At 38.6% G+C, this 24,095-nt stretch carries 17 protein-coding genes and 1 pseudogene; 4 read left to right on the top strand and 14 right to left on the bottom strand.

Annotated features, from left to right (window positions below; genetic code table 11):
- Nucleotides 1-57: 57 nt before the first annotated feature.
- The 4 genes from sir to H1P_RS02485 form a co-directional block, all read right to left on the bottom strand.
- Nucleotides 58-2,004: a sulfite reductase, ferredoxin dependent gene (gene sir, locus H1P_RS02470; RefSeq protein ID WP_144863817.1), complete on the bottom strand. Its 1,947-nt coding sequence runs from the start codon at nt 2,002-2,004 to the stop codon at nt 58-60.
- Nucleotides 2,005-2,366: 362 nt separating this feature from the next.
- Nucleotides 2,367-3,464, bottom strand: a complete 1,098-nt coding sequence (gene mraY / locus H1P_RS02475) for a phospho-N-acetylmuramoyl-pentapeptide-transferase (RefSeq protein WP_144863819.1) — start codon at nt 3,462-3,464, stop codon at nt 2,367-2,369.
- Between the two features lie 91 nt (nt 3,465-3,555).
- On the bottom strand, nt 3,556-3,783 hold the full coding sequence (locus H1P_RS02480) for a DUF3134 domain-containing protein (RefSeq protein ID WP_144863820.1): 228 nt from the start codon (nt 3,781-3,783) through the stop codon (nt 3,556-3,558).
- A 127-nt stretch (nt 3,784-3,910) separates the two neighbouring features.
- Complete coding sequence (locus H1P_RS02485) at nt 3,911-4,027, bottom strand: photosystem II reaction center protein I (protein WP_144863821.1); 117 nt, start codon at nt 4,025-4,027, stop codon at nt 3,911-3,913.
- Between the two features lie 344 nt (nt 4,028-4,371).
- Between H1P_RS02485 and H1P_RS02495 the strand changes: the two genes are divergently transcribed.
- Nucleotides 4,372-6,144: a M61 family metallopeptidase gene (locus tag H1P_RS02495; protein ID WP_144863822.1), complete on the top strand. Its 1,773-nt coding sequence runs from the start codon at nt 4,372-4,374 to the stop codon at nt 6,142-6,144.
- A gap of 152 nt (nt 6,145-6,296) precedes the next feature.
- Here H1P_RS02495 and H1P_RS02500 read toward each other — a convergent pair whose 3' ends face one another.
- From H1P_RS02500 to H1P_RS35660, 9 genes are all read right to left on the bottom strand, one after another.
- The gene (locus H1P_RS02500) at nt 6,297-6,743 is read right to left on the bottom strand and encodes an SLATT domain-containing protein (RefSeq protein ID WP_144863823.1); all 447 of its coding nucleotides are present in this window, start codon (nt 6,741-6,743) and stop codon (nt 6,297-6,299) included.
- On the bottom strand, nt 6,716-7,156 hold the full coding sequence (locus H1P_RS02505; protein ID WP_144863825.1) for a hypothetical protein: 441 nt from the start codon (nt 7,154-7,156) through the stop codon (nt 6,716-6,718). The genes H1P_RS02500 and H1P_RS02505 overlap by 28 nt, the downstream gene beginning before the upstream one ends.
- Before the next feature lie 343 nt (nt 7,157-7,499).
- Nucleotides 7,500-8,063: a GNAT family N-acetyltransferase gene (locus H1P_RS02510; protein WP_144863827.1), complete on the bottom strand. Its 564-nt coding sequence runs from the start codon at nt 8,061-8,063 to the stop codon at nt 7,500-7,502.
- 191 nt (nt 8,064-8,254) lie between these two features.
- Nucleotides 8,255-8,905: an RNA ligase family protein gene (locus tag H1P_RS02515; RefSeq protein WP_144863829.1), complete on the bottom strand. Its 651-nt coding sequence runs from the start codon at nt 8,903-8,905 to the stop codon at nt 8,255-8,257.
- A gap of 320 nt (nt 8,906-9,225) precedes the next feature.
- Nucleotides 9,226-12,234, bottom strand: a complete 3,009-nt coding sequence (locus tag H1P_RS02520) for a CRTAC homolog protein (protein WP_144863831.1) — start codon at nt 12,232-12,234, stop codon at nt 9,226-9,228.
- Nucleotides 12,235-12,642: 408 nt separating this feature from the next.
- Complete coding sequence (locus H1P_RS02525; RefSeq protein ID WP_144863833.1) at nt 12,643-15,738, bottom strand: FG-GAP-like repeat-containing protein; 3,096 nt, start codon at nt 15,736-15,738, stop codon at nt 12,643-12,645.
- Between the two features lie 356 nt (nt 15,739-16,094).
- Nucleotides 16,095-17,138, bottom strand: coding sequence for a metal ABC transporter solute-binding protein, Zn/Mn family (locus H1P_RS02530; RefSeq protein ID WP_144863835.1), 1,044 nt, complete (start codon nt 17,136-17,138; stop codon nt 16,095-16,097).
- 161 nt (nt 17,139-17,299) lie between these two features.
- Entirely contained in the window at nt 17,300-18,637 is a 1,338-nt protein-coding gene (locus H1P_RS02535) for a hypothetical protein (RefSeq protein WP_144863836.1), read from the bottom strand.
- A gap of 236 nt (nt 18,638-18,873) precedes the next feature.
- Entirely contained in the window at nt 18,874-19,020 is a 147-nt protein-coding gene (locus H1P_RS35660) for a hypothetical protein (RefSeq protein ID WP_186375801.1), read from the bottom strand.
- Between the two features lie 355 nt (nt 19,021-19,375).
- On the opposite strand from H1P_RS35660, the gene uvrC reads away from it, so the two are divergent.
- Genes uvrC through H1P_RS02550 form a run of 3 tightly spaced genes read left to right on the top strand, consistent with a single transcriptional unit; the run spans nt 19,376 to nt 22,853 of the window.
- Complete coding sequence (gene uvrC, locus H1P_RS02540; protein WP_144863837.1) at nt 19,376-21,286, top strand: excinuclease ABC subunit UvrC; 1,911 nt, start codon at nt 19,376-19,378, stop codon at nt 21,284-21,286.
- A gap of 37 nt (nt 21,287-21,323) precedes the next feature.
- Nucleotides 21,324-21,932, top strand: a complete 609-nt coding sequence (locus H1P_RS02545) for a Uma2 family endonuclease (RefSeq protein ID WP_144863838.1) — start codon at nt 21,324-21,326, stop codon at nt 21,930-21,932.
- A gap of 39 nt (nt 21,933-21,971) precedes the next feature.
- A complete protein-coding gene (locus H1P_RS02550; RefSeq protein WP_144863839.1) occupies nt 21,972-22,853 on the top strand; it encodes an SDR family oxidoreductase in 882 nt (293 codons plus the stop codon).
- Between the two features lie 154 nt (nt 22,854-23,007).
- Here H1P_RS02550 and H1P_RS39225 read toward each other — a convergent pair.
- Nucleotides 23,008-24,089 (bottom strand): annotated as a pseudogene (locus H1P_RS39225) (hybrid sensor histidine kinase/response regulator).
- Between the last annotated feature and the right edge of the window lie 6 nt (nt 24,090-24,095).

A 24,095-nucleotide genomic window follows, 5' to 3' on the forward strand; every position in this document is an offset into this window, starting at 1 on the left:
AAATCCCACGTCGATTAAAACGCAGGATTAATATTATTACTAAAAAGTTAAAAGTTACTAAGCTTCTGTTTTCTTAGTGAAGTAATCATTTAAAGCTTCCGCGATAATCTGATTCATTGGTCTACCCTCGGTTTGGGCTGCTTCTTTTAAGCGAGGGAATAATTCATCAGGTACACTGACACGCTTTTGATTTTTGCGGAATTTGCGTTTGGGAGTAGTTTCTTCCATATAGCTACCTAGTTTGTAATCTGCGGAAAATTTACGAATAGCATCAAAGCCGACACGATTGCAGAAAACACCAAAGCTTTCTTTAGCTTTGCGATCGCGTTTGAAATAGACGAAAATAGGCTCAAAGAAGCTTTCTAGTTCATCTATAGGCATTTTTTGCTCGTAGGGTTGCGCTAACTCTGTCTGATCGGGCGTTCCTCCTAGCCATATTTGATATTTGCCAGGCGCACTACCAACAAAGCCTAATTCTGCCATATAAGGGCGAGCGCAACCATTAGGACAGCCAGTCATCCGAATCACAAAGTATTCGTCTGGCATTCCTAGTGTAATCAATAATTGACGAATGCGATCGCTTATTTTTGGTAATGCCCTCTCTGACTCGGTTATAGCTAATCCACAGGTAGGCATTGCGGGGCAAGCCATTGAGTAGCGAGTTAGGGTGTCAATGGCATCGGGATTGGTTTCAATACCCCGTTCGACTAAAATGTTTTCGATTGCTTCTTTATTAGCAGGATCGATTTCATAGAGAATGACGTTGTGATTAGCAGTTAACCGCATGGGAATCTCAAACTGAGACACAATTTCTTTAAGGGCGGTTTTTAATTGAAATTTTCCCTCGTCTTTAATCCGTCCATTTTCCACGGAGATACCGAAAAAGAGTTTGCCGTCTCCTTGTTCGTGCCAGCCGAGAAAATCTTTATATTGCCACTGGGGTAATTTACGATATTTCGCTATTTTCTTGCCAAAATATTCTTCCACTTGGGCTTTAAATTTTTTTACACCCCAGTCATTAATAAGATACTTCATTCTGGCATGACGACGGCTAACGCGATCGCCATAATCTCTCTGAGTAGCCACGATCGCTTTAACTAAGTCATAAATATCATCTTTTGCCACAAAACCAATTTCATCGGACATCCGTGCAAAAGTTTCTTCTTTATTATGGGTACGTCCTAAACCGCCTCCAGCGAGTACGTTAAACCCTTCTAGTTCTCCTGATTCGTCAGTGATAACTACTAAACTGATATCGTGGGTATAAACATCGATGGAGTTATCACCTGGTACGGTAACAGAAATCTTGAATTTACGAGGCATATAGTGAGTGCCGTAAATTGGCTCTACACTGTCTTGGAAAATTGTACCGTTATCGTTACGCTGTCTGGCTGCTTTTACTTCTGGGGCTTCTGAACCACTAATGGCTTTTTCCCCATCCAGCCAAATTTCATAATAAGCTCCTGTTTGGGGGGTTAATAAATCTGCTATCTTCTCCGCATATTCCCAAGCATACTGATACTCAGGCTTATCTTTATAGGGTGCAGGAGGTGCCATAACATTGCGGTTTAAATCTCCACAAGCACCAAGGGTAGAACCCATATTTTTAATCAAGGCAGAAATTGTTTCTTGCAGATTCTTTTTCAAAATGCCGTGAAGCTGCATACCTTGACGAGTAGTAATTCTCAGGGTATGGTTGCCGTATTCTTCAGAAAGTCGATCTAAAGTTAAATACAACTGTGAGGGAACAAATCCCCCAGGAGAACGAGTCCGCAACATCATACCATAGTCTTTTTCTTGACCCTTGACGCGATTATCGCGGTTGTCCTGTTGATAAGACCCATGAAATTTGAGAATTTGTATTGCTTCTTCGCTAAAATGGGTCGTATCCTGGGCTAATTCCGTAGCTAATGGTTCTCGTAAAAAATTGCTACGTTCTTTGATTCCTTCTAATTTTGACGGTTTTTTGGCTTTTTTTTCTGGGGAAACCGGTGTTTGTACCATTTTTTCCTATAAAATGTATTTCAAGCAGAACTTTCTCGATGGTTTTTCGATTGCGACAATCACAAGTTACTATTTATTTTAGCGCGTAATACCATCTATGCGATCGCGGGATTTTCTCAGGGATTTCTATCATCGCATTTTTAGTAGCAATCAACACTGTTTTTTTGAAGGCGATCGCAAAAATTATTATTTGGTTGAATTTATAGTAATTCCCAATAGAAAACATAAGTTACTTAGTACTACTTTTCAGCCCTCATCCTTTTATCGAGTCCTCTCAACGATGACTAAGATTGAGGTTTGATACTATTTGTAGTCTGTTAAATAGAGAATTATTGTTTTAGCGGTTTTGTAATAGAACATTATTAGCGGAAGAAATAAGCCAATACTACAAGAACTATATTCACTAAATAAAACATTCCCACAACCTGGGTTTCTTTCCAGCCACTAAGCTCAAAATGGTGATGAATGGGTGCCATCTTAAATAACCGTTTTCCTTTGCCATCTGCTCCTTTTGTGGCTTTGTAGTAGCTAACTTGGGCAATTACCGATAGAGACTCGATAAAGAAAATACCACTGACAATAAACAATGCCCACAGATTACCGCTAAGTAAGCCTACTGCTGCTAGCGCACCTCCCAAAGCAAGAGAGCCTGTATCCCCCATAAAAACCCTGGCAGGGTTGTGATTATGAACTAAAAAGCCCCAACAGCAGCCACTCATAGCAGCGCAGAAAGCAGTCAATTCTGGGTGAGTACTGGCAATAATGATACCTAAGCCCAAAAAAGCGATCGCACTTGTTCCTGCTGCTAAACCATCCACCCCATCGGTAAGATTTGTGGCATTAGTCTCTGCTGTCAAGACAAATCCTGCTAGGGGTAAAAATAGCAAACCCAGAGATAAAGTAATTCCTCCTGGTAAAGCAATTTGAGTAATTTCAGGAAATTTTTGCCCCCATAACCAAACACAAAATAGAATTGCCACAGCTATTTGCCAAGTAAGCTTCATTCGTGGGGAAATACCTTTATTCGATTGTTGGCGTAATACTTGCCAATCATCAATCCAACCAATAAAACCATAGCTCAGGGTTACCAAACAAACAGCGATCGCATTAGGCGAAAATTTAGTTATTATTAAAGCGATGGCTACTGCTACAGGAATAAAAAAAATACCCCCCATGGTAGGAGTTCCTGCTTTTTTGAGATGGGTTTGAGGGCCATCTTCTTGAACTACCTGTCCTGTTTTGAGTCGCTGTAAAATAGGTATGACCACATAACCCAAAACACTACTAATTAAAGCACCAATTAATAGGGGTAAAGTCAGGGTTGTCGCCAAATTATGCCATCCCTGTATCACCCCATCAAAAATAATAGCTGTCACAGTCAAGACACAAGCCAAGGCAATTATCAGACTTGTGCCAGAAAGATCGATCGGTTTAATGGTCAAGATCGATTTAGTATCCACGATAGGCTTATTAAGATAAAAGATTCGTGTTTATTGTGGCACAAACAAATTCAGATTTAACAAATAATCGAATTTGAAGCAACGACTACATTTAATCATCATCATCATCATCAAAATCGTCTTCCTCTTCATAATCATCACTTAAGAGTTCGCTGACATCATCTTGGGCTGCATCCCGATTTTCTTGCTCTGCTGGCTCTCTAGGAATTAAGCGATTGTGGGATTTTAACCAATCTATTAAAGAAGATTCCTGCTTTAGTGGGATGACAATGGCAGGTTCGTATCGTGGCTCTTGAGATAAGGCAGGATTTTTTTCCATAATTGAATTGAATCAAATTTTAGTAATGCGATCTGGACTATTTAGATTACACCATCGACTATTGTAAACAAAAAAATAGGGGGTAGTCTCACCCCCTACTCTACAATCGGTATGATATTTGGTTTGATTATTCTAGATCTTGGCGACCAGGGTTACGAGAAGGATCGCTAGATAGAAAACCAAAGATAAATAAACCAACAAAGAAAAATACAATAATATTCACAACTATTTTGAGTGTCAGCATTTTTTATGTTCTCCTGATATTAAGCCTATTAAAAATCTTAGCAAAGAGAGGGCATTTAAGGAATGAGGAGTCAGGAATAAGGATGAAGTGAGATACGTTTTCACAGGTTCTTGGAACTAGCAAAATGGCGAATGTAATTAGCAATTAACTCCAAATCTTCCTCTAGGGCAAAATGCCTTGTGTCTAGAATGTGTAATTCAAGATTATTGAGATACCTCAATTCAGCAACTCCTTATCAGATTGTGTTGCCAAAAGTTTTCAGAGTGGCTCTCAATGATTGATTAGTAAAAAAGGGCGAAACCGCGTTACTCTAGGATCTAACAAAATGGTTCAAAGGGGATAGCATGACACAGGCTACCGTAAGCAAGAAATTAACTCAAGATGCAGATACCGTAACTATGTTTTATCGAGTGGGAATGTCGCAACCTGCTTCCCATTTGTTTGAAGTGACGTTACAAGTTGCCAATTGGCAGCAGGATGTCTTAGAGTTGAAAATGCCTGTCTGGACTCCTGGTTCTTATTTAGTGAGAGAATATGCTCGGCACGTTCAAGATTTTACCGCGCAAGATAGCAATGCTCGACAGTCTTTAAAAAGCAACAAGGTTGGTAAAAATCATTGGAAGATATTTACAGGAAATTCTGAAACCATTACGGTAAAGTATCGTGTATTTGCTAACGATTTGACTGTACGCACCAATCATCTAGATCGTACTCATGGTTATTTTAATGGTGCTGCATTGTTTATGTTTATCCCTGGTTTGCAGCAACAACCGATTACAGTGGCAATTTTACCTCCCAGTACAGATTGGCAAATTAGCACTACTCTAAATCCTGTGGAGGGAAAGCCAAATACTTTTGTCGCAGCAGATTTTGATACCTTAGTAGATACTCCTGTGGAAGTAGGGATACAGCAAGTATATGATTTTGAGGCTCTAGGAAAACCCCATCAGTATGTAGTGTGGGGAGAAGGTAATTTAAAACCCGAACAGCTAATACAAGATACGCAAAAAGTCATCGAAGTCGAAGCCAAGATTTTTGGCGGTTTACCCTATGATAAATATTTATTCTTATTGCACCTATCTGGTAGTGGTTACGGTGGCTTAGAACACAAAGATTGTTGTACTTTAAACTATCCCCGTTTAGGATTTCGCGATCGCGATAAGTATAACCGATTTATGCAATTGGTGGCGCATGAATTTTTCCATCTTTGGAATGTCAAGCGGATTCGCCCTAAAGCGTTAGAAACTTTTGATTACGAACAAGAAAATTACACTACTTCATTGTGGTTTTGTGAGGGTGCGACGAGTTATTACGATATCTTAATTCCTTTACGGGCTGGTATTTATAATCGCAAGCAGTTTTTAAAAAATCTCAGCAAAGATCTCACTCGTTATTTAACTATTCCTGGGCGTAACGTACAACCTCTAGGAGAGTCTAGTTTTGATGCTTGGATAAAACTGTATCGTCGGGAGGCAAATAGCGATAATAATCAGATATCCTATTACCTAAAAGGGCAATGGGTTTCTCTGTTACTAGATTTAATTATTCGAGAGAAACATCACAATCAAAAATCCCTAGATGATGTGATGCGTCTGTTATGGCATCGTTATGGCAAAGACGAAATTGGTTTTACTCCCGAAGATTTAAAACAGACTATTGCAGAAGTCGCAGAGACAGATTTAACTGATTTCTTCTATCGTTATTTAAACACCACCGAAGAAATACCTTTCGATAAATATTTTGCACCCTTCGGCTTAAAAGTAAAATCCATCAAAGAATCTGAGCCAGTACCTTATTTTGGTGCCAAGATACAATCAGAAAATGGCAAGGAAGTAATTAAATTTGTGGAAGTAGATTCTCCCGCAGCTATTGCAGGTATCGACCCAGGAGATGAAGTACTAGCTATTGACGGTATTAGGGTAACTGCTCAAAATATTAGCGATCGCTTAAAAGACTACAAAGAGAATGATACCATTGTTGTCTCTATTTTTCATCAAGACGAATTAATTACGGTTAATGCTACTTTGGCACAACCTAAACCCAGTGGTTACGAAGTAGTGCAAATAAAGAACCTATCCGATACCCAGAAACACAATTTATCTGGATGGTTAGGGTAATTAAAATCGCGCTCGCGATTAGCTGTAAGCTATAGGCTATTAGCTATAAGCTTTAACTTGCAAGCGAGCTTTAAGCTTATAGCTGGTTAAAAAAGAAGAAACGAGGAATCAGAAATGGGATTAAAACAATTAGATGAAGTAGTAAGAATGCATTAATCGATTGATAACAGTAATTCCTTAGTCAATCTTTCTAGTTCGCTATTAATTTCATCGAGTCGATTCAATATTTCCAAATCTGAGAGCTGCGAATATTCAATGGCAATTTTGAAATCTTTAATGCGGTTGACAAAACCAAGAAAGTTGCTTTCCGCAGTTTTTCTTCTGATTTCTCGTTTAGTAGGGTTGAAAAAAGTAAGGCTTCCTGTTGATAATGCTGCCAAGAAAGTCATCACCGCAACCAATAGAGGTTGATGGTAAAAAGCAAGCAGCGTACTAACAATGGAAAAAAATACGGAAATCAATCCCAAAGAGACATGAGTTTTTTCCCACCTACTAGCCAGTTTAGAATTCTCTTGACAAGCCTTTTCACCTATCCGAATATATTCATCGCATCTGACAATTGCTAAGGCTTTTAAGCTGTTGTTTCTTTTAAATGGCATTTTTGAATGAGATCGAGCAATCGGTCATAGTAGTAACCAAGCTTCTCTGTTGCTTCTTTATCTAAACTAATGTTGTTTTTAAGCGCAACAATTCCTTGGATGAGGTATTGTCGCTCTTGAGAATTAAGTTTTAATATTAGTTCATCCTCAAGGTTTTCTAAAGACTCTTCGTTGTCAGCAATTGAATCTAACTCTATTGCTTTAAGGCACATATATAGAACTTGAGGCTCGATCTTGAGTATTTGATATGCTGTTATCTGAGTAATTAGAGAATCGATATTCTCTGCTATATAACGAGCCACTTTCACTGCTACACCCACGCGATTAGTGTATTGAAGAACCTCGCGTAAGTCTTTTTTGGTAAGAAAATGATTGACTGGCGCAGAAGTTATTTTTACGGTGGATGATTCCATTATTGCTCCCAAGGAAAGGTAGTTTTGCGCTTATTAAGTACCCGTGCAAAATAGATTACGAGCGTGGAAATAGGCAAGAGGCAAGAGGCAAGAGTCAAGAGTCGTGCGTTCCTTGGCTGAGGAAACCTCAGCAGGTTCACTCGTCAATTATGAGTGTGTAAATAATTATGCTCAAATACTTATTCTCAATTTATCATCTGGAGTCAGAAAAAATATGCAATTAAAATTTTGTCTAACTAACTATAGGTAACACAGACTTGGCAATGCGTGAGAAGGGATAAGAGTTTATTGTTCTTTTCTCTAAGCCTATTGAAATTGCTAATTTTCCCTTATTTATACAATATTAGTTGGTTATTATGCCAGTATTTGATGTGTATTCATTTTTAAGTAAGCCGTAAACCACATGGTCTACATATTTGTCTGAAAGTTTTTCAGCTTGTCGAATAATGCCCTCTTTTCTAAAGCTTAATCGTTCGGGAATAGCACGACTACGACTATTTTCTACAGCACATCTAATATCAATTCGCTCAATACAATAATAGTTAAACCCTACTTCTATTAAGTCCCGAACGCTTTTAGTCATAATACCTTTACCATTATATTCTTGCCCTAGCCAGTAGCCTATATGACCTATATTATTGGCTCGATCTATTTGGTTATATCCCAGTACTCCTGCAATTTGATTTTGATAAAAGATAGTGGTGTGTAATGCTTCTAATCGTTGAAATCTAAGTAATTGACGCTCTAAAAACTTTTTAGTGTCCAAAGGCTCTTTGATTCCATCTAACCAAGGTAGCCATTGCTTAAGAAAAGTTCTATTGTTATCTGTTAGTTCAAATAGCTCTATTGCATACTGCGGTATGGATAAACTGAGCTTGATGTCGTCATCAATCGGTCTGAAAAACATAATTATTGATAGGCTTGTAGGAACTCTTAATTACTGATGTTACGCAAAAGCTATCATATTAGGATGGATATAAAGCTTTTGGAGCTAAGAGCGCGATTATATTATTAGCTCGTTTGGACAAATCACGGCAACGGGATTATCCAGAGCATTATCTGTAAATATCAGTAACTACTTATGATTTTGTGAACGGATTATTCCCAATAAGCTTCCCAATCGTCTTGAAAAGCTTGTTTTAATTTTGACCTGTAGGCATAGGTTTTAATCTTCACCATCCACAAATTATTAGTTTTACTTACACCTTTACACACCACACCCTCGCCTACATCATATTTTCCTTGACGAACATCATCGATAAACTTACCAGTGAGTTTACCGCGATAAATTACTTGGGCAATTTTTAAGTGACTAAAATCTTCTGTAAATTGCTCTGGAATAACAATACCGCGATCTGTTTCTACATCAAAGAGAACTAGTTCTTTAGGATCGTCTTGTTTGTGCATCCCTGCAAATGAATTAACCCCAAAAAACTCTGTAAATACAGTAATTTCAGGAGATTGATATTTTTGATGTTTGCGAAAGATTGTTTCTAGGGGACGAGCAAAATCCCTCAGAAAGATTTTAGGAGCTTCTTCTAAACCTAGATGAGCAGCATTAAACTCTGCAATACCCATTTCATCTAGATCGTATCTATTACGACGAGTGCCAAAACCATACCATCCTAGTTCAACTTCCCAAATCCAATGAAGATTTGTTCCGTCATATTTTTTAAAAACCAGACACTTTTCTAGGGGACAGTTTTTGCTGTCAGAAATTTTAGGATAAGCAAGTTTAACTCGCACCATGGCAATGTAGTATTTTAATACCAATTAGAAGCAAGAATGCAACAGATACGGCGGTCTATCACTACTTTCAATATACAAGGGTGGGCGACCGAAGGAAGTCCTTTAGGGCATATACTTTAGTGCATTACCCACCCTACTATAAAATTAATAAATTTGGCGTTGGTGAATCAAGGTATGATTTCTGAAATTTATGTCTTTTCTATTATTAAAAAGGCTTAGAGCTTAGAGCTTATAGCTTATAGCTACGAGCAAAAACATTTTGTACGTCATACATCAAATCACCAACGCCATAAATTTAATCAACATCAAACATTTTTTGTTTATGCAGTAATGAAAATATCTGTGTTGCTTATTGTCGGAGCATCTTCTAACCTAGTAATCAAGATTTTATTTTCTGAACCATTACCATCGGCATCGTAGAAGAGACGACCATCACCATTATTATAAATAAAACGATCGCTTTCATCATTTGCAGATATGCCTATGGTAAACCGATCGGCACTCAAGAAATTATCTGGAGTTAAGTCACTGCCAAAACCAGCAGCAGAGAAGTTAAGGGTGTCGCTACCAGATTGAAAATCAACTATGCGATCGTTGCGATCGCTTATGCTATTATAGGTAAAGAGATCGTTCCCTGCTCCTCCTACTATAGTGTCTGCACCACTACCACCAGTAAGCACATCATCACTACTACCTCCCAACAAAATATCTGGCCCTCCAGCACCAAATAAAGTAACTTCCAAGCTAGTGTTAGCAGCATTTAAGGTATTACCACTACCACCACCAGTCAAGCTAACTTGCTCAATCTCACTCAGAGTATCTGTTCCACGAGCTACTAATCGATCGTTAGTTAAGGTAAAGTCAACATTTCCTGATTCGGTAACAATATCAGTACCACTACCACCAGTAATAGTATCATCTCCATTACCACCATTAAGGGTATCGTTACCTTCTCCACCCTCTAAAATATCAGAGCCACCTTCACCATCTAATAGATCGTTACCAGCTTCGCCAACTAGGGTATCTCCACCTTCTCCACCTTCTAAAATATCGTCATCATTACCACCGTTGAGACTATCATTATTACCCCCACCATCAAGGCTATCGTTGCCATTGTCTCCATTGAGGGTATCGGGCCCTTTTAAACCAATCACCGTATCATTACCATCACCACCAGATAAAAAATCACCCACATCAGTACCAGTCAAAGAATCATCCCCAGCACTGGGGTCAGGTCCTCCAGGTTCGCCGATATCTCCATCTTCTGTAATGCTAATTACTCGATTAAGATCGCTAATATTATTAAATTCTTGTCTAGTACCAGAAGGCCATTCAATTACCAAACTCTCAATTGAGGAATTATCACCCAAACCAAAATGAATTCGTTGGCTACTTTGAGCAAAATGATGAATACCGCTATTTTGTTCTCGCAGTTGAGTTTGACCATCAGGAGTAGTTAAGAAAACTCTGGCTCCAATACCATCCCGATTGGATTCTGTTCCTTCGAGATCGACGATCAGCCAATTATTATCATTACCACTGTTACTAAATAGTTGGGAAGGACTACCTAAATAGGTTGTTCCCGCAGAGGAACGATCTGTAGTAGAACCTGCAAAAATATCTAAAAAGCCATTATTGTCATAATCAGCCACAGCGATTCTTTGACCCACTTCAAAATCTAAGCGATGGGGTCCTACGGTTTCTCCTGCTGCTCCTCCTGCTTGAGGTACGGTCACAAAAGTTCCGTCTCCCTGATTATCGTAAAGAATATTCGGCTCATTGAACGTAGGATTGGCATTGGCAAGGTAGAGGTCTAAATCGCCATCGTTATCAAAATCCCCTGACACTGTAGATTGAGCCATCGTGTTATTGTTAACCCCCGCAGCAGCAGAACGATCTTCGTAGCGACCAGTATCGGGATTATAGATCCAAAGCACGTCAGGAACACCGTTAAGGTCGGCAAAATCTTCAGGAGTATCAAAACCAGTAGAATTTAAGTTAAAAATACTTTGCGTTGAATCTATTGCTACCTGGATATTTTCATTATTAGGAGAAGAAAGTAAAACTTCCCAGGTTTGGCTTCCAGGCTCGTAACCAATATATAGTCCCTTTTGACTTCTATCTTCGGTGATGCCTATGGTACTGTTGTCATCAGGAGATAAAACAAAATTAGGAACATCAGTATTCACAACATTAGCTGTTTCTTTTAAAGCTCCTTCTGTATCGGTAAAGGCTGCTAATTCAGCATTACTAGGATTGCGTCCTGATGAACCAATAAACACTTCAGAAGGATCGAGATTGGCTGCTGTCCCCACAAAGTTAAAGACATCTACAGCAATATCACCACCAGTCTGAAAACTAAAACCGATTTCGGATTCGCCTTGCAAAAGTAAATCTGCGGAGACAATACTATCTGAGCCTTGAAAAACATTAGATGCTAGAACATCAGTACGCGATCGCACGACAAAGATATCATTAAAACCATCATTGTTAAAATCACCAATTACAGAATCTCTTGGTGCAGTAGTATCTATAAAATCTTCAGTGGTGTCGCTGGGTGCATCTTCCAGTGCAGCTTGTAAATTGTCAAAATCGCTGGTGATATCCTGCCAAGTACTATTACTAGAAATGTCATAAACTTTTAGTGGAAAATTATAAGTACCTTGAATCAGTAGCTCGACACCACCATCACCGTTTAAGTCTGCTAGTTGAGCATAGCGGGAAGGTTCAGTTACATCCAGTCCTACCTGAGCCGAAGCATTAAAAAAAGTTCCATTAGGTCTTTGCTGAAAGAAAGCTGTTCCACCCTCTCCATCGGCTCTAGTGGCATTTAAGAACAAAACATCTAGTAGTCCATCCCCATTACCATCAAACCAGAGAGAAGAACGACCTCTACCAATGGTGTATTCGAGTCCACGGGAATTTGCTTGGTTTTGCAAGTTACCACCGTTGTTAACGAAGAACAGATTAGGCTGTCCTCCTCCTGCTCCTAACTGACCTCCAGCAGAACTAAAAACATCCTGGTCGCCATCGTTATCAAAATCGATAATAGTTGAAGCATGAATATCACCCCCACTACCGCGACGAAAATCGGAATTATCCAAGGTAAATGTGCCATCACCATTATTGAGATAGCGATAGGGTACTTTGCCATCAGGAAAAGCTTGGGAAGAACCATTGTAGCCGTGACCACCTACCCACAAGTCGGGATTGCCATCGTTGTTTAAATCTGTCCAGTTAACGGTAAAAGCTTCGTCTCCTCGTTGTCTTGACCAAACTATTCCCGCACTATCACTAACTTCTCGAAAAGTATTTTGATTTAATGCCATTTTTAATTAGAAAATTGATAGATATCTTTAAGTACAAAGATTATCATTGGCTTCTAATTTTGATCGTAGTCAAACGGCAAAATTTTCAAGATTACGTCATACGACGTAGTTGACACGTAATTTGTACGTGATTTTACGTATAAAACAAAAATACTATGTGATTTCACCGAGTCAGTTATAGTAATTTCAAATAGAAACCACAAGTTACTCAGTACTACTTTTCATCCTTTATGCCCTAAAGGGAAGCCGAGTCCTAAGGCGGAAGCGGTATCCGTGATAGGCATCCTTCATCCTTTTACCAGTGTTTAACAACGTAAGGAAATTAATTGGAACGACTATAGTTGCTCGTTGCTCGTGAGTATACCGTTTATTAAAAAATCAACTCAGGCGTGATTGTCTAGTCGCCTATTACCTAGCAATAAAAATATCTGTGTTGCTTAGTGTAGGAGCATTTTCTAACCTAGTAATCAAGATTTTATTTTCAGAACCATTACCATCAGCATCGTAGAAGAGACTACCATCATCACTATTGTAAATAAAGCGATCGCTTTCATCCCTAGCCGATGTGCCTATGGTAAACTGATCGGCACTCAAGAAATTATTTGAAGTTAAATCACCACCAAAACCAGCAGCAGAGAAGTTAAGGGTGTCGCTACCAGGCTGAAAATCAACTATGGTATCATTGCGATCGCTTATGCTATTATAGGTAAAGCGATCGTTCCCTGCTCCTCCCGTAAGAGTATCTGCACCACTACCACCAGTAAGAACATCATCACTACTACCTCCCAACAAAATATCTGCTCCTCCAGCACCAAACAAAGTAACTTCCAACCCAGCATCAGAAGCATCTAGGATGTTGCTACTACCACCACCAGTTAAATTAGCTTGTTCTACTTCACTAAAAATATCAGTACCACGGGCGACCAACTGACCATCAGTCAGAGTAAAGTTAAGATCTCCCGATTCCAGTAAAATATCAGTACCACTACCACCAGTAATAGTATCTTCACCATTACCACCAACAAGAGTATCATTACCCTCTCCGCCTTCTAAAATATCGAAACCCCCTTGACCTGTGAGCGCATCATTTCCCGAACCCCCCACAAGAGTATCTCGACCTTCTCCAGCAATTACAATATCATCACTATTACCACCATTAAGACTATCATTATTGCCCCCACCATAGAGGCGATCGCTACCATTGTCTCCATTGAGAATATCAGAACCTTCTAAACCAACAATAGTATCGTTACCACCTCTACCAAACAACAGATCGCCTCGATCTGTTCCCATCAAGGAATCATCACCCACACCAGGGGAATTTCCTCCAGAATCGTCGATATCACGGGGCATACAAGCAGAGGGGTCGTGGGCTGAATCGCATTCAGCCCCTAGAGAACCCCGTCCGCCCTCGAAGGGCGGTGTCAGACCCTCACCTTCTTCAGTAATACTGATAACGCGGTTAAGATCGCTAATATTATTAAACTCTTGTCTAGTGCCAGAAGACCATTCAATCACTAAATTACTGATACGGTCGTTACTACCCAAGCCAAAATGGATTCGTTGACTATTTTGAGCAAAATGATGAATACCGCTATTTTGTTCTCGTAGTTGAGTTTGACCATCAGGAGTAGTTACCAAGACTCTAGCACCAATACCATCACGGTTGGATTCGGTTCCTTTAAGGTCAATTTCTAGCCAATTGTTATCATTACCATTGTTGCGAAATAATTGAGAGGGAGAGCCTAAATAGGTTGTTCCCACCGCAGTTACATTAGTAGTAGAACCTGCAAAAATATCTAAGAAACCATTATTGTCATAATCAGCTACAGCGATTCTTTGACCCACTTCAAAATCCAAGTGATGAGAGCCAACGGTTTCTCCTGCTGCTCCTCCTGCTTGGGGTACAGTTACAAAAGTGCCGTCTCCCTGATTATCGTAAAGAATATTCGGCTCATTGAACGTAGGATTGGCATTGGCAAGATAGAGGTCTAAATCGCCATCGTTATCAAAATCCCCTGAAACTACTGATTGAGCCATCGTGTCATTGTCAACCCCCGCAGCAGCAGAACGATCTTCGTAACGACCAGTATTGGGATTATAGATCCACAGCACGTCAGGAACACCGTTAAGATCTGCAAAATTGTCGGGAGTTGTAAAACCAAGAGAATTTAAGTTTGAGATATTTTGAGTGGAATCTACTATGACTTGAGTATCTTTGTCACTGGGGGAAGATAGCTGCATTTCCCAGGTTTGACTACTGGGATCGTAACCGATGTATAGTCCTTGCTGAGTTCTGTTTTCGGGAATTCCCACCACACTACTGTCATTAGGAGATAAGACAAAGTTAAGAGCATCGGTATTGACCATATTGGGTGTCTCTTTCAAAGCCCCTTCTGTATCAATAAAGGCTGCTAATTCTTGAGTCGTGGGGTTACGTCCTGAAGAACCAATAAACACTTCTGATAAGTTGATGGTTGCTTCTGTTCTGACAAATCTCGCATCGATTGCAACATCTCCACCAGTTTGGAACTCAAAACCTAATTCTGGCTCACCTTGTAAAAACAAATCGGCGGAGATAATATTATCAGAACCTTGAAAAACACTATATGCTAGAACATCAGTACGCGATCGCACAACAAAAATATCGTTGAAACCATCATTATTAAAATCACCAATCACCGAATCTCTGGGTGCAGTAGTGTCTACAAAATCTTTTGTCGTATCATCGGGAGCATCTTCTAGTGCAGCTTGCAAATTAGCAAAATCGTTGGTGATATCCTGCCAAGTATCCTCTTCTGAAAAACTGTATACTTTGAGAGGAAAATTGTAACTACCATGAATCAATAAATCTACATTGCCATCACCGTTTAAGTCTCCTAATTGAGCATAGCGAGAAGGTTCTGTTACATCTAATCCTACTTGTTCTGAAGCATCGAAAAAAGTCCCATCAGATCTTTGTTGAAAAAAAGCTGTTCCCCCTTCTCCATCGGGTCTAGTTGCTTCTGAAAGCAAAACATCTAGTAGTCCATCTCCATTCCCATCAAACCAAAGAGAAGAACGACCTCTACCAATGGTATATTGCAATCCTCTTGAGTCTGCTTGTTCTTGTAAATTTCCGTTGTTATTAACAAAGAACAGATTAGGCTGTCCTCCTCCTGCTCCTAACTGACCTCCAGCAGAACTAAAAACATCCTGGTCGCCATCGTTATCAAAATCAATAATAGTTGAACCGTGAACATCACCTCCACTACCGCGACGAAAATCAGAATTATCTAGAGTGAATGTGCCATCACCATTATTGATATAGCGATAAGGAACTTTGCCGTCAGGATAAGCCAGGGAAGAGCCATTATAGCCGTGACCACCTACCCACAAGTCGAGGTTGCCATCGTTGTTTAAATCTGTCCAATTAACGGTAAAAGCTTCGTTCCCTCTTTGTCTAGACCAAACTATACCTGTACTATTACTAACTTCTTGAAATGTATTTTGATTTAATGCCATCTTTATTGAAAATTTATATATGTGAAAATTTATATACATTTTTCACTATAAAGACTATCATCGGCTCCCAGTATTGGTGGTAATTAGACCACAAAATCTTCAACATTAAGTCATAAGACGTAGTTTATACTTGATTTGACTTATGAAACGGAAATACTAACTGAAGTCACCGAGTCAGGAGTCGGGATCTCAGAAGGCAATAGTAAGAAAGGAGACTATGTCTCTTAGTCTCCTTTCGGTGTTTGTTTTTAATAGTTTGTTTTTAATAATTGAATGATTAGTTGAACAAGCTTATAGCTGTTAGCTAGTTAAAATCAAACCCTTGCAAGCTTTCATCACTATCACATCATGCTTCCTCACTCCCTAGGAGCTTGACATTTCCCTCCCAAGCCATCCACTATCGCACAAGTATTATGAATCATCATTTTGCTATAGGTGTCTGTATCTGTTCCTGCTTCTGTTAAGCCATCGACGATTAATTTGCGATCGCTAATTTTGACTCCAGCTTCACGAGCAACACTATTGATCACACGATTATTGGCTGTGGCTTCAGCAAAAATAGTCGGGACTTGGGTTTGTCTAATTTCTGTAACTAAATTTCGTAAATCAGAAGCGGAAGGAGAATCATCGGGACTTAAGCCCTGAAGAGTTTTATAATCTTCTAGTTCATAAGTTTGAACGTAGTAGTTTAAAGCGTCGTGGGTAGTTACGAGAACTCTTTGTCCTTCGGGGATGGTTGCAATTTGCTCTTGTATCCAAACGTGCAGTTGTGTTAATTCTTCTGTTAGCTTGGCGGAATTTTCCAGATATAAAGTAGCTTGAGAGGGATTAAGTTGTAAGAGTAAAGATTGTAGATATTCGATTATGGCGATCGCATTATAAACGTCATGCCAAATATGGGGGTCTGCTTCTAATTCTTCGGCTTGTTTTGCTTCTCCTTCATGTTCATGGTCATGTTCATGGTCATGTTCATGGTCATGTTCTTCTCGATCGTGTTCTTCTTCACCATGATGATGTTCTGCCATAATGGGGTCTGTCACTACTGCTTCATGAACTGCTATTTTCGGCACATTTTCATCTACAGCTTCAACCAAAGAAATAATTTGGGGTTCAAAATCATAACCACCATAAAAAATTACCCGTGCTTGTTCTAAGGCTTTACGTTGAGAAGGAGTCGGACGATAAGTATGGGGGTCTTGTCCACCATCTATTAAACAAGTTAAATCAATAGTATCTTGGGCAATAGTGTCGAGAAAATGACACAAAACACTGTAAGAGCCAATTATCTGGGGTTTTTCCTCTGCTAATACTTTTAAACTACTATTTTGAGCTTTGCACCCTGTAAGAATTATGATTGCTGCTGCAATAGCACTTTTAAATAGATTATTACCAACTAACATAGATAAGTCTAACGATAAATCCTGATGACAATGATAACGGTTTTCGTTACAGAATGATAATCATACTCATTTATTTTTTTAGTTATTAATGTGAGAAGTCTGTTCTAGAAGCAGCTTGAGAGGAATTAGTACCAATTCTCGAAAATAAGTACCTCAACCAATTACGCTATGGAAAATGTTTCTTCTGTATTGTTGATTACTGCACCTAAAAAGGGAATCTCCGTTTCCATCAACCGATCGATAGTTTCTCCTAAAATCGCTCCGCGAGAAATACCTGGTTGAGTGACTAAGACAACACCATCAGCTAAAGATTCCATTGATAATATATCTTGACACTCCGACAAAGAAAGAGTGTCGATAATCACGAGATCGAAACAATTTCTATAATGTTTAATCGCTCTTTCTAATTCAGAATAAGAACCAGAATTGTTTCCCAAATACAAATTAGGGATCTCTGGTAAAAAACGAATTACCCGATCGCTTTCGATGAAATATTGTAGTGGCTCTCGGCTAGCATTTTCATCTGCTTGTGCTTGTGTCCATTCACTATCGGGAAGAGAATATGAATCTGTTTCAATAACTAAAGTTCGTTTTCCTGCGCGAGCATAAGCGATCGCTAAATTATAAGCAGTAACACTTTTCCCTTCTCGGTCGATGATGCTAGCAACTAGAATTACTTTGATCGCAGAGGAGCTATTACGGCTCAGGTTATGGCAAATTTGTGCATAAAAAGTTGCGCAACCAGAATTATTATCAATAATCATTGGCAGCTTTTGACTGTGTAAATCAAAATCGTCAATCCGAGGAACATTACCTAGTACGGGAACTTCTCTATTTAAAAATAATTCTTGTATCTCTTGAAATGTATGCAGACGATCGTCCAACAAAGCCCAGATAAAGATTCCCCCCACAGCTAAGAGATAACCAATTCCTGCACCAGTAGATAAAAGGAGAAAACGATTAGTCGCTTCTAAATTGGTAGATGGCACTTCTAATACTATAGGAGTAAATGCGATCTCATAGCTACGGGAAGTGCTAATTAAACTACTCTGCTCGATTATTTCTGCCATAATAACCCTCAGAGTTGTGATGGCTTCCTCTGGATTAGCTGCATTGACATATTCCAAGTCAACGATCTGAGTGCTGCCATTTTCTAGAAAATTAATCTTGAGTTGGCGAGTGATAATTTCTTTTAGCTGATGGTTTGTCAATTGCAATTGGTTGCGGATTTTTTTTTGAACAGGAGACGCGAGAAGAAAATCCACATTAACCAACATATCTTGCTGCCGCAATTGTTCTTTTGTACTGGCAGATAAAACTGAAGGTTTATTGTAAGAAAGCTGTCCTTTAGCTATAAACTTTGTTTTTTGTATTGTTGATTTTGGTTGCAGAGTACACAATACTATGGACACAACCAGACAGAAAAGAAAAATAGTTGCTGCGAATAACTTATGCTCTTCAAAAGAAATCAAAAAACGTTTGACATTCGGTGGAATCATTTTGATTGGTTTGAAAGACTATAATGGCAATTGACTAAGAACGAGGGCAAAATTAGACATGATCGTTACTACTTATAAATAGTTATTTTAACCGTTTAATTTAGAATTAATATTATCTTGGCAGAGCATTTTACTTAAAGAAGATTCAACCAATTTATGCTTCTAGGCTTCTTGCAAGTGCTGTGGAGTAACTTTATTATTTTAGTATCTCTTCGGTTTCGAGGTCTGTTTGAATCTTATAGATACTCTGCTCTATACCCACTAGCCTTGTAATATGTTTCTAATCCATTCTCAGTTAACGATCCTCCATGAATTGCTGTTTTCTCTTCAAGTTGTACTAAGATTTTAGTATTTGATGCTTCAACAAGTTTAATTTTAGACATTAGTTTTCTTTAACTAAACAATTTATTTTTGTTTTACACTAATCTTTTATCATCAAATTAACTTTAACTAAAAATATCACTAAACTCAAGTAGGTTTTACTCTCAAATTAGGCTTTAATCATAACTTTATGTCTTTGATTTATATTTATTAACACCAGTGACACATTAACAAAAGTTAAATTATATTTTATGAAGCTCGCTGAAAATTTGCCTAAAGTCTTTTAACACTAAAATTTTTATTTTTAGATTCAGAACTTTTTTACCACAATTAAACGAATCAAGATTAAAACAAAAATAACCCATTTGCCCAAAAAGTTTTACCTTAAATATAGATGCATTTTTTTTGGGTAACTACGTGACTGTCTCTCAAGCAAGCCAACCTTTCCTACGACAACCAGAAAAACTAGAAACTCGCCTGAAGGAAATTCCGACATCTCCAGGAGTATACTTTATGCGGGGTAGTAATGGGGATATTCTTTATATTGGAAAATCGAAAAAACTACGATCGCGGGTTCGGTCTTATTTTCGGGATTCTCAAAAACTGAGTGACAGAATTGCGATGATGGTGCGTCAGGTAGCAGAAATTGAGTTTATTGTTACTGACACCGAAGCGGAAGCTCTAGCTTTAGAGGCTAATTTAGTTAAAAAGCATCAGCCTTACTATAATGTGCTGTTGAAAGATGATAAAAAGTATCCTTATGTTTGCATAACTTGGTCTGATGATTATCCTCGTATTTTTATTACGCGCAAAAGAAGGGCTAACAAAGCAAAAGATCGTTATTATGGCCCTTATGTAGATACTAGCTTGCTACGCTACACCATGCATATTATTAAGCGGGCTTTTCCGATGCGTCAACGGCGCAAACCTTTGTTTAAAGATCGTCCCTGTCTCAACTACGATCTGGGGAAATGTCCAGGGGTATGTCAGGGATTAATTAGTCCTGAAGATTATCATACAATGATGCAAAAGGTAGCGATGATCTTTCAGGGTCGTACTGATGAATTAGTAAAGAGCTTGCATTCGCAAATGGAAAAAGCTGCGGAGAATTTAGAATTTGAAAAAGCAGCCCAATTGCGCGATCGCGCTTTAGCTTTACAGAGATTAAATGCCGATCAAAAAGTATCTCTACCTGATGATACTATTTCCCGTGACGCGATCGCTTTAGCAGCCGATGATAAACACTGTTGCATTCAGTTATTTCAAATTCGTGCGGGTAAGTTAGTGGGTAGGTTGGGTTTCTTTGCTGATGCTCAATCTGGGACTTTAGGGGCTATTTTACAGCAAGTCTTAGAACAGCACTATACTACTGTCGAACCTGTAGAAATTCCCACGGAAATTGTAGTGCAGCACGATCTACCCCAAGGAGAGATACTTACTGAATGGTTAACTCAACAGAAGGGAAGAAAAGTTACCTTAGTTGTTCCCCAAAGACAGACTAAAGCAGAATTGATCGAAATGGTGGAACGCAACGCCCAATATGAATTGGAAAGAACGCAAAAAGTAAGCGATCGCAATAACCAATCTTTATTGGATTTAGCCACCATTTTAGATTTACCAGAAGTCCCCAAGCGCATTGAAGGTTATGATATTTCCCATATTCAGGGTTCTAATGCGGTAGCTTCTCAAGTTGTTTTTATTGATGGTGTTCCTGCAAAGCAGCATTACCGCCACTATAAGATTAAAAACCCCACTGTAACCATTGGTCATTCTGATGATTTTGCTAGTATGGCGGAAGTGATTGGGCGTAGATTTCGCAAGTATCAAACTTCTTCCCCCTTAGAAAGTCGATCCCCCCTCGATTCTTCCTTAGAAAGGGGGGTAGATCGGGATTTTCCTGACTTAGTAATGATTGATGGTGGAAAAGGGCAATTATCGGCGGTAGTAGCAGTCTTACAAGAGATGAACCTGTTAGATGTCGTAAAAGTAGTTAGTTTAGCCAAAAAACGCGAAGAAATCTTTTTACCAGGGGAATCTGAACCTTTATCAACGGAAGCCGAACAACCAGGAGTACAACTATTACGCAGAGTTAGGGATGAATCTCACCGTTTTGCTGTAAGTTTTCATCGTCAGCAGAGACTTAAAAGTAATCGGCGATCGCGTTTAGAAGAAATACCAGGATTGGGTTTTCAGCGTCAAAAGCAATTATTAGCTCATTTTCATTCTATAGATTACATTCGCGAAGCATCGGTTAAACAGTTAACAGAAGTGTCTGGTATTGGTGAAAGTTTGGCACAGGAAATTTATAATTATTTTCATCCAAACTAACAATATACAATTCAATAATTACCCTGCCACTAAATCTATGTTTACTAATAATTTGAATCTGCCTATAGATAGCGATCGCGCAATGCAATCAGATCAAACATTGAGTTTAGCTGGTATGACTTGGGTTGATTACGAAAAGTTCGATTCTGAAGATTATTCTGGCTATCTTGTATCTTATTTTAATGGAGTAATTAGTATTGTGTCGCCAGGGAGGAATCACGAAAATATTGGGCAAACTTTTATTGTTTTAATCAATGCTTATTGTCGCCATTACAATTTAATTTATTATCCTATGGGTTCAACTCGACTGAAAAATCCACCCTTAGCAGGCAAAGAACCAGATGTTTCTTATGCTTTTGCGATCGATAAAACTATTCCTGATTTGGCAATAGAAGTAGTATTTAGTAGTGGTGGTATTATTGAGCTAGAAAAATACAGACTATTAGGAGTCAAAGAAGTTTGGTTCTGGCAGAATAGAGAAATTAAAATTTTTCAGTTAATAGGCGATCGATATCAAGAAGTTTCTGTTAGTAATTGCTTGCCTCAACTTAACTCTAAATCCCTAGCTGAATTCGTTAATAGGGGCTTATCAGAAACTCCTTTATCTATTGAAGCAGACTTCATTGCTCAATTACCAATTTCATAGCTGATTTGGCACATTTTTTTTACTTTAAATTTTAAATTAATGAAGATTTTAATTACAGGTGCAAGTGGATTTTTAGGTTGGAATTTATGTCAGCAAGCTCAATCAAATTGGCAAGTTTATGGTACTTATTTTAGCCAAGCTGTTACTATACCTCAAACAAGTTTATCTAAAATCGACTTGAGAGATTACGAACAGCTAAAACAGCTATTTAATAGTATTAAACCTGATGCAGTTATTCATACCGCAGCAGCTTCTAAACCCAATTTTTGTCAAACAAATCCAGAAGAATCTTACAGTATAAATGTTACTGCATCTTTAAACATTGCTCGACTTTGTGCAGAACAAAATATTCCTCTTGCTTTTACTTCGACAGATTTAGTTTTTGATGGGGAAAACCCACCTTATAAAGAAAGCGATCCTGTATCTCCTATCTGTTATTACGGAGAGCAAAAAGTAACCGCCGAACAAGAAATCTTAAAAATATATCCTGCAACAGCTATTTGCAGAATGCCTTTAATGTTTGGTTTACCTTCTCCTGTGGCTAATAGTTTTTTACAAGGATTTATTACTAGCTTACAAGCAGGAAAAGAACTTAATTTATTCGTAGATGAATTTCGTACTCCCGCTAGTGCTACCACCGCAGCTAAAGGATTATTATTAGCTATCGAAAAAAGAGTTCATGGTGTTATCCATCTCGGAGGAAAAGAAAGAATTTCTCGTTATAATTTTGGCTTATTACTAGCAAAAATTTTAAACTATGACCCATCTTTAATTAAACCAGGAAAACAAAAAGATGTCGTAATGGCAGCACCTCGTTCTCCTGACACTTCTTTAGATAGTAGTAAAGCTTTTGCTATAGGTTATCAACCTCAATCAATCGAGAAAGAGTTAATGAGTATTTTGAACTCAGTTCAAGTTTAATCAACTAAATAAACAGGCGTTGCTGAATCGGAGGATGATTCAGCAAAATTATACTTTTTTATTAATATTCAAGAGGCTTAAAGCTTAGAGCTACGAACAGTATTACTATCGGTTTCATCCCTTCAATCAGCAACGCCAATAAACATTAACAAAATCAAGATTTGGGAATGGAAATAACAAAAGTAGTTCCTTTTCCTAATTCAGATTGCACTGTAATTTTTCCTCCATGAGCATGAATGATTTGCTGACAAAGATACAATCCCAATCCTTTTCCAGATCGTCGATGGTTTCCTTGATGGTATCGTTGAAAAATAGCCTGTTGTTCTCGAGCAGATATGCCAATTCCTGAATCTGTAACTTGCAGTACAACTTCAGAATCATTTTGAGATAAAGACACTTGAACGCTGCCAATATCGGTAAACTTAATTGCATTACCCACTAAATTAGTAATCACCCGACGTAATTCTAAGCGATCGCCTTTAATCTCGTCAATACCATCGGCAATGTTAGATTTTAGTTCGATACCCTTTTCAATTGCTAAAGACTGAAGTTCGGTAACGACTTCTTTAATTAACGGCTGAAGAGCCACAGGGATAAAACTGAGAATTTTTTGCCCTAATTCGTAATGATGAGTTTCCAGCAATGTATTGAGCATTTCTAGCATATTATCATTGCTACTGACAATATTAGCGACCGCCTCTTGTTGTTCGCAGGTAACATCACCAAAAGCCTCTTGGTTAATTAAATCCAGCATTCGGTTAGCAGCTACTAAGGGGGTGCGTAAATCGTGAGTTAAACTAAATCGTGAGTTAAACAAGAAACAAAATTTTCTCTTTGATCGATAGTTTCTTTAAGGCGCAGCATTGAACGCACTCTTGCCTGTAACTCGTCGATTTGGAAGGGTTTACGGACAAATTCATCTGCTCCTGCATCTAATCCTTCTACTAGGCTAGATTCTTCTCTTGCAGTGACTAAGAGTATTGGAATAAAGGGTATAGACTTATCTTGACGGATATGCCTTGTCACCTCATAACCATCCATCCCTGGCATCATGACATCCAATAAAACAAGACTAGGAGCAGCTTGTTTGATTTGGTTTAACGCTGTTTCTCCATTATGAGCCAAAACAACGTGATGACCTTCTTGTTCCAGAGCTAATTGAACCAACAAAAGATTGTCAGGAATATCATCTACCGCTAGAATATAATTGCTTTTCACAGTTTCCGTAAGAGACATTACGCA

Source organism: Hyella patelloides LEGE 07179, from assembly GCF_900659865.1.
Lineage (GTDB): Bacteria > Cyanobacteriota > Cyanobacteriia > Cyanobacteriales > Xenococcaceae > Hyella > Hyella patelloides.

Coding starts and splice junctions, on each gene's coding strand:
- H1P_RS02520 (WP_144863831.1), bottom strand. CDS start 12,234: ATGGCATTAAATCAAAATACTTTTCGAGAAGTTAGTGATAGTGCGGGA.
- H1P_RS02495 (WP_144863822.1), top strand. CDS start 4,372: ATGACACAGGCTACCGTAAGCAAGAAATTAACTCAAGATGCAGATACC.
- H1P_RS35660 (WP_186375801.1), bottom strand. CDS start 19,020: ATGTCTAAAATTAAACTTGTTGAAGCATCAAATACTAAAATCTTAGTA.
- H1P_RS02535 (WP_144863836.1), bottom strand. CDS start 18,637: ATGATTCCACCGAATGTCAAACGTTTTTTGATTTCTTTTGAAGAGCAT.
- H1P_RS02530 (WP_144863835.1), bottom strand. CDS start 17,138: ATGTTAGTTGGTAATAATCTATTTAAAAGTGCTATTGCAGCAGCAATC.
- H1P_RS02485 (WP_144863821.1), bottom strand. CDS start 4,027: ATGCTGACACTCAAAATAGTTGTGAATATTATTGTATTTTTCTTTGTT.
- H1P_RS02525 (WP_144863833.1), bottom strand. CDS start 15,738: ATGGCATTAAATCAAAATACATTTCAAGAAGTTAGTAATAGTACAGGT.
- H1P_RS02515 (WP_144863829.1), bottom strand. CDS start 8,905: ATGGTGCGAGTTAAACTTGCTTATCCTAAAATTTCTGACAGCAAAAAC.
- H1P_RS02550 (WP_144863839.1), top strand. CDS start 21,972: ATGAAGATTTTAATTACAGGTGCAAGTGGATTTTTAGGTTGGAATTTA.
- H1P_RS02510 (WP_144863827.1), bottom strand. CDS start 8,063: ATGTTTTTCAGACCGATTGATGACGACATCAAGCTCAGTTTATCCATA.
- sir (WP_144863817.1), bottom strand. CDS start 2,004: ATGGTACAAACACCGGTTTCCCCAGAAAAAAAAGCCAAAAAACCGTCA.
- H1P_RS02480 (WP_144863820.1), bottom strand. CDS start 3,783: ATGGAAAAAAATCCTGCCTTATCTCAAGAGCCACGATACGAACCTGCC.
- H1P_RS02505 (WP_144863825.1), bottom strand. CDS start 7,156: ATGGAATCATCCACCGTAAAAATAACTTCTGCGCCAGTCAATCATTTT.
- H1P_RS02500 (WP_144863823.1), bottom strand. CDS start 6,743: ATGCCATTTAAAAGAAACAACAGCTTAAAAGCCTTAGCAATTGTCAGA.
- H1P_RS02545 (WP_144863838.1), top strand. CDS start 21,324: ATGTTTACTAATAATTTGAATCTGCCTATAGATAGCGATCGCGCAATG.